The organism is Nocardia sp. NPDC051756 (genome assembly GCF_040681495.1).
Lineage (GTDB): Bacteria > Actinomycetota > Actinomycetes > Mycobacteriales > Mycobacteriaceae > Nocardia.
In genome coordinates, this window is sequence record NZ_JBFAYV010000007.1 from 377,366 (window position 1) to 391,956 (window position 14,591).

Consider the following 14,591-nt stretch of genomic DNA (forward strand, 5'->3'; position numbering starts at 1 on the left):
CGCGAAGTTCCGGGGAGTGCGATGGATCCGCAGAGTTACCAGCAGGCACTCGCCACGGTCCGATCCGGGCTGGCCGAAGTAGAAGAAACCGGCGATGCCGCAATACTTTTCGACCAGGAGACGATTCGCGCGGCCGCCGACCTACTCGATTACGCCAGAACACATCCGGACGACGCGATCGCCGCACTGACCGCTGCCGGCCGGCTGTACTGGAAACGTCACCTCACCAACCTCCAGCACCGCGACGGCGCCGACCTGACGGCAGCGATCTGCCTGTTCACCAAGGTGTACCGGGCCGATCGCTTTACCGTGCCGGAGGCGCTGTGGGGTCGGATCGCCGAGATCGAGGACGTTTTCGTCGAACTGAGCCCCGCCGTGCTGTCACCCGCCGAGCTGGTCGCCGAGGCAACCGCGATCATGGCTGTTGGCGCCGACCAAGGCGAAGTCGCGGTACTCCTGCTGCGAACCATGTTGGTCACCTTGCCGACCGACCACCCGGATCGCCCCGAGCTGCTGTCGGAACTGGCCATCGCGCTGGATCTACGCCGCCAAGCAATGGGCGACGCCGACGACTTCCGGCTTGCCGTCGAAGCGGCCGAACAGGGCCTGGCACTGATGGCGCCAACGCACCCAGGGCGGGCGGTCTTGCTCTCGCGGCTCGGCCTGATCCTCTGGGAACGCTATGCCGCCCTGGACAACCCGGACGATCTCGACAGGTCGATCACGCTGAACCGTGCGGCCGTCACAGCGGCGGGCCGATCCGACCCGCCGCTGGCCGGTTGCCTGCACAACCTGTCCATCGCACTGTGGTCGCGCTGGCAGACCACCGGCGACACAACGTATTTGGACGAGGCCATCGACGCCGGCCGCCGGTCTGCCACCCCCGCCGCAGGCCCCGCGATGAGCCCATTGCACGCGGCCCAACTGATGGTGCTGCTCACCGCACGAGGCACCGCGGCCGACCTCGACGAGGCGGCAGCGGCAGGCCACGTCGCCCTCACCTCCGCCGACAACCCCTATCAGGTGGAGATCTGGGCGGCATTCGGCGCAATCGAGGAACACCGCGGCAATCGCGATAGCGCAATCGCTTGGTACCGAAAGGTTCTCGACGACGGCCCCGATGACTACCGGCGGCGAAACGCAATACAGCAATCACTCGAGCAGCTCACCGCAGCACTCGAACATCCCTCCGGACGGTCCTGAATGTTCGCCGAACGCCGGGTAACCCGAGCGATCACCGAGGCAGCCGAATCCGGCGACGCTCACGCGCTGGACCGCGCGGTGCACCTACAAGCACAGCGAGACAACACCGACCCGGCGGCCGCCGTGGACCAGATGATCAAGCAACGCCACCCGATCGACACCGCCGCGCTCTACCGGCTCGGCCTGGCCTGGTTCGGCCGAGCAACCGAGATCACCAGGGACGCAGCCGATTTGGAACGCGCGCTGACCACCCTCGACCAGGCCGCCATCAACGAAGACGCGATCGCCCTCGACGCGATGACCGAGCTGGCCTTCACCCTCGTCACCAGATTCGACTGGAAAGGCGACAGCGACGACATCATCGTCGCCGTCTCGATCGCCGAAGCCGCTGTCGCCCAACGCGGTAACGACGGCCGCCCCGGTTTCGTCCTGGCCGCGGCGCAGGAAAGAGCCGCGCTGCTGCGCGCCACCCCCACCGATCTCCAACGCGAACCCGCGGTATCGCTGCCCGGCGACAACCGGCAAGCCATCGTGCTCACCGCGACCTCGCTGCGCCGCACTCGCAGGCTGGTAGTCATCGCCCCCGACGAGCGCGCGGCCGGTCTCGTCGAGCCGGACGAGAAGTCGTTCTTCAAGACTGTATGGAGCGAGGCCGACCCCGATCAGGACACCGAGGTGCTACTGGTCATCGCCGCCGAGGGACTCGATGACGAATTCCTCGTCGCCCCCTACCTGCCACCCGAGGACGGCATCGACCTGGCCGCGGACGCGCTGCACGCCACCGGAACACCGGTGGAGGTCCGCGGCCCCTACCGCGTCCCATGGTCGATCGCCGTGGCCTACGTCCTCACCGGCCATTTCTCCGGGCAGACCCGCCGCATGGCCATCGCCACCACCACCGACGAGCACCCGGTGGCGATCAACGACCTGCTGGCCAGGACGTTGTTCTACCAAACTTTGGCACCCTCCGCCCGCATCGGCAGCCACTGGATCGTGGAACCACCGGTCCCCGCATTCGAATGGCCGGAATACCCTGAACCCCTTGCCTCCCACGAACCGACCGATCTCGCCCCGTCCGAATTCGCCACGGCCGTCCTCACCGTCGCGACCACCTTCCGCGCCGACGGGCTGAACTATCGCTGGATAGCCCCCGACAACGACTACGGCAATCAAGTGAACTGCCGCCGCGACCCGGACGAACCGTGGTCGGTGGGCTCCGTCGAATTCTTCCCGCCCAGTGCCGAATGGCGCGCCTGGCAGGCGGCGAATTGGGATGTGATGCAACAGGAATCGGCGGAATCCTACCTCCGCGAGGCGATCGAGTTCGCCCAGCAGAGCAAGCGACGTGACGCCTTTCGCATGTTCTCGTTGCATCGCCACCTGTACCGCCCGGACACCGCCGACGCCGCGCGCTGGTCGACCTCCGGCGCGCTCGCCATCTGCGAAACCCTCTATCACGGTGGCCTTTACGATCTCGCTGAGTGGGCGGCGACCAGCTCCCTGCCGGTCGCCAAGCAGTTCGGCGACGCGGATACCTATCGTTTCCTGTTGCGCTACGCGGCAATTGCCGCCGAGGCGATGACGCAGCGCGACACGGCACTCGAGTACTACGCGGAAGCCTTCAGCCTCGAAGAGCCGTTCGAGCGGCCGCTGCTGGAGCGCGATCTGCACCTGGACTTCGTCACCACCACGCTCAATCTGATGGCCGATCACGAGGCCGAGGAGCTGTACCGAGCACCGTTCGAGCCGGTCGCCGCGCAACTGCTGCGCCGGGCCGCTGAGCATCTCGAGCAAGCCAGAACCCTGGTGGCCGCGGAGAGCGTCGAGGCCAGCGCGTGGGCCCGATCGGCCATCGCCGTCTACACCTGGCGGCTGCGCGATCTGGCCGGCGAGCACGAGGCGGCCGCCGACGGGCTGACCGAGCTGCTCGACGATCCCGCATTGCGACCGCACGGACCACTGACGCAGAGCGCGTTGGTGTTTCGGCTGATGGCGCTGTGCAAGCTCGCCGACCAGGACCCCGCCTGGCACGACCGATACGACCGTACGTTGGACGAGCAGCACGAGATCAGCGCCATCGATCGTCGCTGCGTGTATCTCACCTTGCTCAGCGACCGGGTGGCGCGTCGGGGCGAGCCGGCCGAAGCGTTCGAGTGGGCATTGGCCGCGCATCAGAATCAGCTCGCCGCCGACCAGGGCCAGGTCCGGCTGCCCCGACCGGGCGACCGGCATGTCGGCTGGCTCGATATCGATACCCTCGGCCGGTTGTATCGGCGCTGGTACGAGTGGCGCGAAGCCGCCGGACCGGATCCGGAACTCGACGAGCTGTTCCGGATCTGCATGATGGCCGTCGAGAGCGCCAAGTCCCGCTGGTTCCGCCGAGATGTACGTCAGGGGTTGAGCACCGACGCCGAAGGCATCATCGGGTACCGCCCCGTGCACGACTCGATCGAGGAGGGCATCGACGAAAGACTCATCGCCAGACCGGATGCCCCGGATGAAAACCCAAGTTCTCCAGCCATTTTGACGATCCCCGAAGTCGCCGAGGCGTTCCCCGAACTACGCACCGCCGAGCTGCGCAAGCATCTACGGAAAGGCGCAGCGCTGGTCTCGTTCTACGCGGCTCGCGACCGCACCTACATCCAGTGCGTCACTCCGGACCGCACCCTCGGCTTCCGCATCGACATGCCGTTGCGCTCGCTCAACCGGGCCGCGCTCGCCCTGCAAGCCGGGTTCTCCGGCACCGGGCTGTACGGCCGCATCGACCCGGCCAACCCGTTCGACCTCGACGACCGGCTGCTGCAACCCGTCCGAGACCTGGGTTGGTTCATCCAGCAACTGATTCCGCTCGTGCGTGACGCCCCGCAGATCCTGATCGCGCCGCATGCCGCCTGGCACAACATCCCCATCCATGCTCTGTTGCTCCCGCCGCTGTGGGACACCGGCCGCAACCCCGCCCTCACCTACGTCCCCAGCCTGGGCGTCGCGGCCGACCTGTTCCGCCGAGCCACCCGCCGCCCCTTCGAACCCGGCCGGGCCGCCGTCGTGACCGCGGGCCGCGACCCGGCCGAAGACACCCTGTTCGGCGACAGCCACCGCCGCATCGTCGACACGCTGCACTCGGCCGGCCTCGACATCGACCAGGTCCGTGGCCACGACGCAACGCCAGGCGAGGTACGGTCCGTCCTCGGGCAGACGGACGTGCTGCACGTGCTGTCCCACGGCTGGTACCGCGACGGCGCCGCGGCCATGGATTCCGGGCTCGCGCTGTCTCCCGGCAGCATCGGCACCGGACGCAGCCTGCTCACCGGCCGCGATCTGCTCACCGAGCCGATCTCCGCCGGGCACATCACCTTTCACGCCTGCTCGATGGGCCGGGTGGTGCTCTCGGCGGGCGACGACCAGTGGGGACCGGTCCGCGCCGGACTGCTCGGCGGCGCGGACAGCGTGCTCGCGCCGCAATGGGACGTGGATCTGCACTCCTCCACCGAACTGATCACCCGCTTCTACACCTCCTGGCTGGTCGACGGCCTGCCCAAGGATCAGGCGTTCACCCAGGCCCAACGCGACATGTACCGGGCCGCGGACGGCGAAAACGCCTTGCGGCACATGTACCATTGGGCAGCATTCAAGCTCACGGGGGTCTGATATGACCGACGGTGCCGCACTGGCCACCACGCTGCGCGAACTCGACGACGAGCAGGTTCGCCAAGTCCTGCAACACTTGCTGAGCCGCTTCGACGAGGATCCCGAACCCGCGATCACGCAGGACGAGATCGACGTCAAAGTCGGCCTCGATCAAGCGTTCCTGGACGAACTGATAGCTGCCACCGCGGTTGACTCCACCGAGACAACCCCTGACACAAGGGAACTCGTGGTCGCGCTGGCGCTGGGCGTCCCCGAGACGGCCCCGGTCATCGAAGCGGCCGTCGCGACGGTGGCCGCCGGTACCACCCTGCCGCTCAACCCGGACACCGCGATGGACATCCTCGCCATCGCCACCGCGGCGGCGATCCTGCGCCCCCGGATCGCGGTGCGCAAGATCAACAAGAAGAACAGCAGCGACCTCGACGTCCAACTCGAAGTACGCGGGGTGAACGATCTCGGCAGCATCTTGCAGGCCGCGATGCAGTTCTTCCGTTCCCGATCGCTCGGCGAATGAGGTAGCGCGGAATATCCGGCGGCCGGTCCTCGGTTGGTCTGCGCATGGAGATCGGTGTCAATACCTTCGTCACAGACGAGGGAATCAGTGGTCCGAAGCTTGGCCCGGCGTTGGAAGAGCGGGGATTCGAATCCCTTTTCCTCGCTGAGCATTCGCACATACCCGCGAGCCGCGAGACCGCCTATCCGGGCGGCGGTGACCTGCCGCGAATGTACTTCCGGGTGGAGGATCCGTTCGTCACCCTGGCAGCCGTCGCGGCGGTGACCGAGCGCTTGATCCTCGCCTCCGGGGTCACGCTGCTGGTTCAGCGCGACCTCATCCACACCGCCAAGCAGATCGCCACGCTGGACCGAATCTCGAACGGCCGCTTCGTCTTCGGCGTCGGCATCGGCTGGAACCGGGAAGAAATGGCCAACCACGGCACCGACCCGCGCACCCGCGGCGCACTGGTCGACGAGCAGCTCGAGGCCATCCGCGAGATCTGGACCAAGGACCTCGCCGAATACCACGGCCGCTTCGTCGATTTCGACCCCATCTACTCCTGGCCCAAGCCCGTCCAGCAGCCACACCCGCCGATCTTCATCGGCGGCGGCGACTCCGCCGCCAAGCGGGCGATCCGCCACGGCGTCGGCTGGGTCCCCCTCGCCGTGTCCGACCCCACCGAGATTCCCGCCCAACTGGCCCTGCTCGAAGGCAACGACCTTCCGATCACCGTCCTGGGCGCCCAACCCGACCCGGCTCTGCTCGAGGCCTACGCCGAAGCCGGCGTAGGCCGGGTCTCCCTCACCCTGCCCACCCGCCCCGAATCGGAAACCCTGCGCAAACTGGACGAATTCGCCAAACTCGCCGATCCCTACCTGTCCCGCGGCTGATGCTGCCGCGTTAGACCGAATCTCCGCGCTGGTCGCGGTGCGGAACCGACGCTCCATGAGGTGCCGAGCCAGATGGCCTCGGCACATCATGGAGCGTTCCATTTGCCCGACTCCGCGATGCGGATCCGAGTTTCCGACTGGGGAACGGTGTTGCAGGTCAGTGCCTGGCGGCTACGTCAGTCGAGGGCTGGTGTGCCGGCGGAGCCACTACCGCGCTGATCAATTCTTCTGCCGTCCGTCGGCAATTAACGGGATGTTTGCCCAAACCCGCGTAGTACCCGCCCATTCGGGTCCCAGTTACAGCTTGTTCATTGCCCAGTTGCCTCCGGCCGAAAACATCGTTGATGGTTATAGCAAGCGAACATTCTTTACTCTGCACGTCAGTTCATGTCGTATCGAGAGGAATGCTGTGCCCCACATAGGTTCGGGTTTTCCAAGGCGACGATTCATCGGTGGGGCGCTCGGCGCGGCCGCATTGGGCGGCGGCCTGCAAATATTGCCCGCCGGGATGGCCGAGTCCCTCGCGGCGCCCAGCCGCAAGGGGACCCTCGGCGATGTCGAGCACGTGGTGATCCTGATGCAGGAGAATCGCTCGTTCGACCACTATTTCGGCACGATGCGCGGCGTGCGCGGGCTCGCCGACGCCTCGGTCGTGACGAAGGCCGATGGCCGAAATGTCTACTATCAACCGGATCCGGGCCGATCCGACGGCGGCTACCTGCTGCCGTTCCACGTCGACACCAAGGTGGTCGACGGTCAGGACCTCGGCGATCTGCCGCACGGCTGGGACGATCAGCATCGCGCGGTCCGCGGCGGCTGGAGCGACGGCTGGACCGCGGCGAAAGGCGAGATGGCCATGAGCTACTTCACCGACGCGGACATTCCGTTTCATCGCGCCCTCGCCGACGCGTTCACCGTCTGCGACCACTACTACTGCTCCGTCCTCGGCCCGACCACCCCTAACCGGCTTTATCACTGGACCGGAACCATCGACCCCGCGGGACAATTCGGCGGTCCGGCGATCAGCAACCCGGCCGACTACAAGCCGGTCTACCGGTGGACCACCTATCCGGAACGCTTGCAGGACAAGGGCATCAGCTGGAAGGTCTACGCCAACGACGAGGTGGGCGACGACGGTGGCCATCCCTTCGTCGGCGACTACGGCGACAACCCGCTCTGGCTCTTCGACGCCTACCACGATCCGAAGAACACCGAACTGGCTTCGCGAGCAAAGGTATTCGGCGCACAGAACTGGAAGCCGGACTCGGGTCAGGGCAAGCAGGTGGACCACGTCCTCGCCGACTTCATCGCCGACTGTTCCGGCGGCCGCCTCCCCCAGGTCTCCTGGGTCGTCGCCCCCTACGGATACTCCGAGCACCCCGCCGCCCGCCCCGTCGACGGCGCCGCCTACACCCAGGCCGTGCTGAAAGCGTTGTGGGGCAACCAGAATCTGTGGAACTCGACCGCCCTGCTGATCAACTTCGACGAGAACGACGGCTTCTTCGACCATGTTCCCCCGCCGATGGCGCCACCCGGCACACCGGGCGAATACGTCAACGGTCAGCCCATCGGCCTCGGCCCGCGCGTCCCCATGCTGGTGATCTCCCCGTGGAGCCGCGGCGGCTGGGTCAACTCCCAAGTGCACGACCACACTTCGGTTATCCGCTTCCTGGAGAAGTGGACCGGCGTCAACGAACCCAACATCTCGGCCTGGCGCCGCTCCATCTGCGGCGACCTCACCGGCTGCTTCGATTTCGTCAAGCCCAACACCACCGTGCCGATGCTGCCCGACGCCAATGCCCTTCGCGCACAAGCCGATGCCACCCAGAGCAAGCTGCCGAAGCCCGCTCCCCCGGCCATCGGCAGCCAGCACCCGCCGGAGCAGGAATCGGGCACCCGGCCCGCCCGCGCCCTGCCCTACGCCCCGGTCGCCAACGCGACCCTCCTCGCCAGCGGCGCGCTGACCACTACATTCCGCAACACCGGCGCCGCCGATATCCAATTAGCCGCATATCGGGCAGACGGCCGCACCGACGGCCCGTGGCGCTACGACGTGAAATCCGGTGCCACGATCAGCGACACCTGGAACGTCCAGAGCTATCCCGACAAGAAATACGGCATCGCCATTCACGGCCCCAATCGCTTCCTCTGGCGGATGAACGGAACCTCGACCTCCCCGCTCGAGGTAACTGCCGCGTACTCCGCGGACAACAAACTGCAACTGACGATGACGAACAAGGGCACCGCCCCTGCCGTCGTCACGGTCAAGGCCAACAGCTACCGCACCGACGGCCCCTGGACCTTCAAGATCGCCCCCGGCAAGACCACCACCGACACCTGGAACGCCCTCAGCTACGGCAAGGGCTGGTACGACCTCTCCCTCACCGTCGACATCGACCCCACCTACCAGCGCCACTTCCGCGGCCACATCGAGAACGGCCAGCCGAGCGTCACGGGCTGACCGGCGGCGCGCTCGGCCACGGTGCCTGTGCCGGGCGCGCCTCCTCGAAGGCCGCGGCGAGTTGTAGCAGCCGGACATCGTCGAAGCGGCGGCCGACGAACTGGACGCCGATGGCGGTGCCGTCGGCGACCCGGCCGCAGTTCATCGAGACCGCCGGGTGGCCGGCGGGGTTGAACGGGATGGTGAAGCAGACGTGCTTGAACGGGAGTGTCGGATCGTTGTCGGGGACGATCTGCTCGACCGGCCAGGTGGTGACCGGGGAGGTCGGGGTGATGAGGAAGTCGACGGTGTCGAGCCTGCGGTCGGCGGCGAAGGCCATGGTGTCGAATTGCGAGTAGCCGGCGAAAACCGCCGCCCCGGTCAGGTTTTCGGCGTCGGCGGTCCAGTCGTGGATGAAGGGTGCGATCTTTTCTTTGCGGGCCGCGGGCAGTCCGCGGATCTCCGACCACTGCCGCATGCACCAGAAGTCGTTCAGCCCGGCGAGCATGTCGTCGGTCATGATCGGCTCGACCTTCTCGACGTGGGCGCCCAGGGATTGCAGCAGTTCGGCGACCGCGCCGACCGCGGCACTCACCGCGGGCTCCACCGGAAATCCGGCGCCCGCGTCCGTCATCAGACCGATCCGAAGACCGGAGAGCGCGAGTGGTCTGGAAGCCGCGGCCCAATCGGTGGCGAGCTCTGGGCCGGCGGTGTGATCGCGCCTGTCCGGTATCGCCGCGGCCGACGTCGCGAGCGCGGCATCCGCGACCGTCCTGGTCAGCGGCCCGATCGTGCGGCCGAGGTAGGGCGGAACCACCGGGATCAGACCGAAGCTCGGCTTGAACCCGACCACGCCGCACCAACCCGCGGGCAACCGGATCGACCCGCCGATATCGGTGCCGTAGTGGATCGGCCCGTATCCGGCGGCAGCCGCCGCGGCCGCACCCGAACTCGAACCTCCCGGATTGAGCGCGAGATTCCACGGATTCCGCGTGACGCCGTGAATGCTGGACTGACCGCTCGACGACATCCCGTAGTCGGGCATCGTGGTCTTGCCGACCAGAATGCCGGCCGCCTCGTGCACCCGATCGGCGGTCGGACTGTTCGCTGCCGCCGGCGTAAGGTCCGATCCGGCGGTGCCGAACGGCGTCGGACAGCCCGCGGTGACGATGTTCTCCTTGAGCGTGAGCGGGATCCCGTCGAGTGGACCCGCCGGTTCCCCGCGCTGCCAGCGATCCGCACTGGCGACCGCTTCCGCCCGCGCCTGCTCGGCATAACCGGCGTACAGGGCGTTGATATGCGGCTCCCACCGCTCGATCCGCGCCAGCACCGCGTCGATGACCTCGACCGGAGACAACGTCCGATCGCGGTAACCCGCCCGCATGACGGTGGCAGGTAGGTCGGCCGGATCACTCATAGAGACCCCTCTCGCGCGCGAGACAGTCACCGCGACAAGGAGATTCTTCCAGCAGAGCGGGCCGGTCGCACGCCCCGAATGCCTACATCAGTGCCGATGTGCCGCCTCGTACCATTGCTGGGGCACCGACCAGTCCCAGCATTCCTGCTTCGGCGGGTCGACGGGATTGGCCCGCGCCCACTCGATGTAGCAGCGGGCCGATCCACCGGTGCACGCACCGCACAGGATCAGGCCACGCTGCACGTGACGCCACAGCGGGCGGAGAGAGATGCGCCGCATTGCGACCTCCTCGGCAGGAAAAAGCGGTTCCGAGCAGAGGCTTTGCCTCAGATTCGCAGACGATACCGGCGCGTAGGGCGACGCGGAGGAAAATCGAGTGGACTGGCTCACACAGCGAGAAATCGCGCGCCGCGACCCTTGCTTGGAGTGCACTCCAGGTAGCTACCGTGGAGGCATGAGCAAAGTTTGGTTCATCACCGGCGTTTCCCGAGGATTCGGCCGCGAATGGGCACTCGCCGCCCTGGAACGCGGCGACAGTGTCGCAGGCACCGCACGCGACCTGAGTACGCTCGACGACCTGGTCGCCAAGTACCCCGATACTTTCCAGCCGATCCGGCTGGACGTCACCGATCGGGCGGGCGACTTCGCCGCCGTGCAGCAGACGGCCGACCGCTTCGGGCGGCTCGACGTGGTCGTCAACAATGCCGGCTACGGGCAGTTCGGCATGATCGAGGAGCTCACCGAGGAAGAGCTGCGGGCGCAGTTCGAGACCAATGTGTTCGGCGCCCTGTGGGTCACCCAGGCGGCGGTCCCGATCCTGCGCGAGCAGGGCAGCGGCCACATCATCCAGGTCTCCAGCATCGGCGGCATCTCCGCCTTCCTGAACCTGGGCGCGTACCACGCGTCGAAGTGGGCGCTGGAGGGTTTCTCGCAGTCGCTCGCACAGGAAGTGGCGCCGTTCGGCGTGCACGTGACGCTGATCGAGCCCGGCGGGTTCGGCACCGACTGGGCGGGCCCGTCGTCCAAGCACGCCACCCCGAACCCGGCTTACGACCCCGCCCGGGAAGCCAGGTCGGCACAGCGCGCGTTGGTACGCAGTGGTGATCCGGCCGCTACCAGCGACGCGATCCTGGCCGTGGTCGACGCGGACGAGCCCCCGTTGCGCATCTTCCTCGGCGAGGCACCGCTCGCGATTGCCACCAGGGACTACGAGTCGCGGCTGGAGCTGTGGCGGAAGTGGCAGCCGATCTCCGCTGCCGCACAAGGCAACTGACGGTTCGACCCAACGCAAAAGCCCCGCACCCAAAGGGTGCGGGGCTCTTTCACGCTATGTCGATCAGATAGCGCGGACGTCCTGGGCCTGCGGCCCCTTCTGTCCCTGTCCGACCTCGAACTCCACGCGCTGTCCTTCTTCAAGGGACTTGAATCCCGAGCCGGACACGGCGGAGTAGTGAACGAACACGTCAGCGCCGCCACCATCTTGTGCGATAAAGCCGAAGCCCTTTTCGCTGTTGAACCACTTCACACTGCCTTGAGCCATTACTTTTACTTCTTCTTTTCTGTAGATGAGCCAAACGAATCACGTCGATAAGCTTGATCTCACTGGACTACCATGTCACGGATCGGTGGCAATCCCTACGAAATATCCCAGTATGTGAGCTAACCGACACTCGCGCGGTCCGTTCGGACCCGATCGCCGTCGACCCTGCATCTTCCCAATCATGTTGCACACCAAGCGTTTTACCACCATACCGAGCTGTTATCGTGCTGCCGGAACAGGATTCGGAACGGCGCTGGCATCATGGCGGGAGCTGTTGAGGGGGCCGGCATCCGGGCTGCCACCCGCTGACGCGAGTGAGGACTATGACCGACTACGGCAATTTACCCACGCAGCCGTTGCCGCTGCGGACGATGTCGAGGGCTCCGGAAGCGCCGCGGTTGAAGGGGGTTCAACCACGGCCGTCGAAAGGTGCGCTCGCCCGGGCCGGTGGTCATGTCGCACTCGCCGGTGTGGTGAGCAGGCTGACCGGGTTCACCCGGACGATCGTGCTCGCCGCGCTGCTCGGGACCGCCGCGGTGGGCGATGCCTATACCGGCGCGAACAACTTGCCGAACATGGTCTACGAACTGCTGCTCGGCAGCGTGTTCGCCAGTGCCGTGGTGCCGCTGCTGACCCGGGCACGGCGGCACGGACGCAAGCACTCGCGGGAATTCACTCAGCGGGTGCTGGTGGCGGCCGTGCTCGGCCTGGGCGTGGTCACGGTGGTCACCGTGCTGTGCGCGCCGCTGATCGTGCGGGTTTTCGTGGGCGATTCCGATCAGCGGCAGCTGACCACCTGGTTCGCGTATCTGCTGCTGCCGGAGATCTTCTTCTACGGCGTGACGGTCTTGCTGACGGCCGTGCTCAATGTTCGCGACAGCTTCGCCGCGGCCGCCTGGGCGCCGGTGGTCAACAACGTGATCGTGTTGTCGACATGCGGAATCTTCGCGCTGCTGCCCGATCCGATCACGCTGACGCCCGCCTCGATGACGGCCGCGCAGGTGCTCACGATCGGGATCGGCACCACGATGGGGATCGTCGGGCAGGCCGTGTGGGTGATTTTCGCGTTGCACCGCAATGGGTTCCAGTGGAAGTGGCGGGTACGGCCGGTGCCGTATACCTGGCGTCCGGTGCGCGCGGGCCTGCCGGTGCTCGGCTGGATTCTGGCGTATGCCGCGATCAGCCAGGTGGGCGTCGCGGTGACGATGCGGGTCGCGTTCTCCCACAACGGCGTATCCATCTACACCTATGCCGACCTGCTGTTCCAAGTGCCGTACGGCATCCTCGCGGCGTCGCTGTTGACGGTGTTGATGCCGCGCATTTCCCGGTCGGCAGCAGCAGGTGATCAGGATGCCGTGATCGCCGATCTCGGCCGGGGCGCACGGTATTTGACCGTCGCGCTCGTTCCGATGACCATGGCCATGGGTCTACTCGGGCCGGTGCTGGCCGCCGTGGTATTCACCGGTCGCGTCGATGCGCAGGCGGCCGGGTTGATCGGCACGGCCATCGCATTGTCAGCATTCGGTCTTGCGCCATTCGCGCTGGTCATGTTGCAGATGCGAGTCTTCTACGCGAACAACAACACCCGTACGCCGACGATCATCAACGTTGCGATGGTGGCCACCAAGGTCGCGGTGGTCGTGTTCTCCGTCAACGTCTTTCCCGACCACGCCGTCGTGGTGATGCTCAGCGTCGCGGGCTCGCTGTCCTACGTGGTCGGCGCGATCATGGGGTATGTGCTGCTGCGCCAACGCTATGGGCTGCTCGGATTCTCCGACGTCGCGGTGACATTCACGCGCGTCATCTGGGCGAGCGCCACCGCGGGGTGGGCTTGCTTGGCGATCATGGTGGTCACCCGCCATGCCGTCCCCGACCCAGGGATAGCGCACCTCGTCACACTCGCCGCCGGGACGCTGATCGGGGTCGCGGCATTCCTCTTGGCCGCCAAGGCAATCGGGATACCGGAAGTGCGCAACGCCCGCGCGCTGCTGGCCGCCTGACGGGTTACAGGCCGACCAATTCGGCGCTGCGCAGCCAGAGGCGTTCTTGATAGTCGGTGTCGCGGCGAATGGCCACGGGTGGCAGCAGATTCAAGCCGGGCGTCGAGGTGACGAACTGGCCGGTAGTGGTTTCCAGCTTCGGGTCGATGGTCAGATCGATGCCTGCCCGCGCACCCACTTCCGGTCGCCTGATGATTCGCGTGCGCGCCAACGCCTTCATGGGCACGGCGAAGAGGCGGGCGTCGCTGATGAGGCCGGTGGCATTGGCGCCGGGGCAGAAGCAGTTCACGGTGACGCCGGTGCCGTCGAGTCGGCGGGCGAGTTCCTGGGTGAACAGGATGTTCAGCAGTTTCGACTGCCCGTAACTGCGGAAGGAACCCACCGGGCCGAAGGTACGGGGCTCGGCGAAGTGGTCGAGGTCCGGGCGGCCGCCGTTGCGATGAGCCTCGGAGGCGGTGATGACGATCCGGGACGGCGCGGCCGCGATGAGCTGGTCCAGCAGCAGGTTGGTCAGCAGGAACGGGCCGAGATGGTTTGTCGCGGCCATGGATTCGAAACCGTCCACGGTCGTGCGGGAGAACAGTGCGTGGATGCCCGCGTTGTTGATGAGCACGTCGATGCTGGGGTAGCGAGTGCGGATCTCCTCGCCCGCGCGGCGGACCGACGCCAGATCGGCGAGGTCGCCGGTGACGATGTCGGGAACGCTCGTCGCTCCCTGCTCCCGATGGAGTTCTTCGGCGGTGGCCGCCGCCTTGGACTCGTTGCGCGCCACCAGCGTCAGATTCGCGCCGCGGCGGATCAGCGCCCGCGCGATCTCCTTGCCGATGCCATTGGTGGCGCCGGTGATGACGATTCGTTTCCCGGTGAGGTCGGTGTCGTTGTTGCCCATGGGAATCAGCCCTTCACGGTCCAGTGGCGACGGCATGGACGGTCGTTGTGGCCGAGCGAGAATCAGTC

At 66.7% G+C, this 14,591-nt stretch carries 11 protein-coding genes; 7 read left to right on the plus strand and 4 right to left on the minus strand.

Going from position 1 to position 14,591, the window contains the following annotated elements; translation table 11 throughout:
* The first annotated feature begins 21 nt into the window (after nt 1-21).
* From AB0M22_RS31910 to AB0M22_RS31930, 5 genes are all read left to right on the plus strand, one after another.
* The gene (locus AB0M22_RS31910; protein WP_364734801.1) at nt 22-1,203 is read left to right on the plus strand and encodes a hypothetical protein; all 1,182 of its coding nucleotides are present in this window, start codon (nt 22-24) and stop codon (nt 1,201-1,203) included.
* Complete coding sequence (locus AB0M22_RS31915) at nt 1,204-4,851, plus strand: CHAT domain-containing protein (protein WP_364734803.1); 3,648 nt, start codon at nt 1,204-1,206, stop codon at nt 4,849-4,851.
* Nucleotide 4,852: 1 nt separating this feature from the next.
* Entirely contained in the window at nt 4,853-5,365 is a 513-nt protein-coding gene (locus AB0M22_RS31920) for a hypothetical protein (RefSeq protein WP_364734805.1), read from the plus strand.
* Nucleotides 5,366-5,409: 44 nt separating this feature from the next.
* The gene (locus AB0M22_RS31925) at nt 5,410-6,237 is read left to right on the plus strand and encodes an LLM class F420-dependent oxidoreductase (protein WP_364734807.1); all 828 of its coding nucleotides are present in this window, start codon (nt 5,410-5,412) and stop codon (nt 6,235-6,237) included.
* A 409-nt stretch (nt 6,238-6,646) separates the two neighbouring features.
* A complete protein-coding gene (locus tag AB0M22_RS31930) occupies nt 6,647-8,698 on the plus strand; it encodes a phosphocholine-specific phospholipase C (RefSeq protein WP_364734809.1) in 2,052 nt (683 codons plus the stop codon).
* Here AB0M22_RS31930 and AB0M22_RS31935 read toward each other — a convergent pair.
* A complete protein-coding gene (locus tag AB0M22_RS31935; protein WP_364734811.1) occupies nt 8,688-10,094 on the minus strand; it encodes an amidase in 1,407 nt (468 codons plus the stop codon). The two genes, AB0M22_RS31930 and AB0M22_RS31935, sit on opposite strands and share 11 nt — an antisense overlap.
* Before the next feature lie 87 nt (nt 10,095-10,181).
* Entirely contained in the window at nt 10,182-10,373 is a 192-nt protein-coding gene (locus AB0M22_RS31940; RefSeq protein ID WP_150407349.1) for a hypothetical protein, read from the minus strand.
* A 175-nt stretch (nt 10,374-10,548) separates the two neighbouring features.
* On the opposite strand from AB0M22_RS31940, the gene AB0M22_RS31945 reads away from it, so the two are divergent.
* Complete coding sequence (locus tag AB0M22_RS31945; protein WP_364734814.1) at nt 10,549-11,367, plus strand: SDR family oxidoreductase; 819 nt, start codon at nt 10,549-10,551, stop codon at nt 11,365-11,367.
* A 63-nt stretch (nt 11,368-11,430) separates the two neighbouring features.
* Here the strand turns inward: AB0M22_RS31945 and AB0M22_RS31950 are convergent, their stop codons facing one another.
* Nucleotides 11,431-11,634 carry a cold-shock protein gene (locus tag AB0M22_RS31950; protein ID WP_107655522.1) on the minus strand — a complete coding sequence of 68 codons (204 nt, stop codon included), beginning with the start codon at nt 11,632-11,634 and terminating at the stop codon, nt 11,431-11,433.
* 323 nt (nt 11,635-11,957) lie between these two features.
* Here AB0M22_RS31950 and murJ point away from each other — a divergent pair, with 323 nt between their 5' ends.
* Entirely contained in the window at nt 11,958-13,634 is a 1,677-nt protein-coding gene (gene murJ / locus AB0M22_RS31955; protein WP_364734817.1) for a murein biosynthesis integral membrane protein MurJ, read from the plus strand.
* 4 nt (nt 13,635-13,638) lie between these two features.
* Here the strand turns inward: murJ and AB0M22_RS31960 are convergent, their stop codons facing one another.
* Nucleotides 13,639-14,559, minus strand: a complete 921-nt coding sequence (locus AB0M22_RS31960; protein ID WP_364734819.1) for an SDR family NAD(P)-dependent oxidoreductase — start codon at nt 14,557-14,559, stop codon at nt 13,639-13,641.
* Nucleotides 14,560-14,591: the final 32 nt, after the last annotated feature.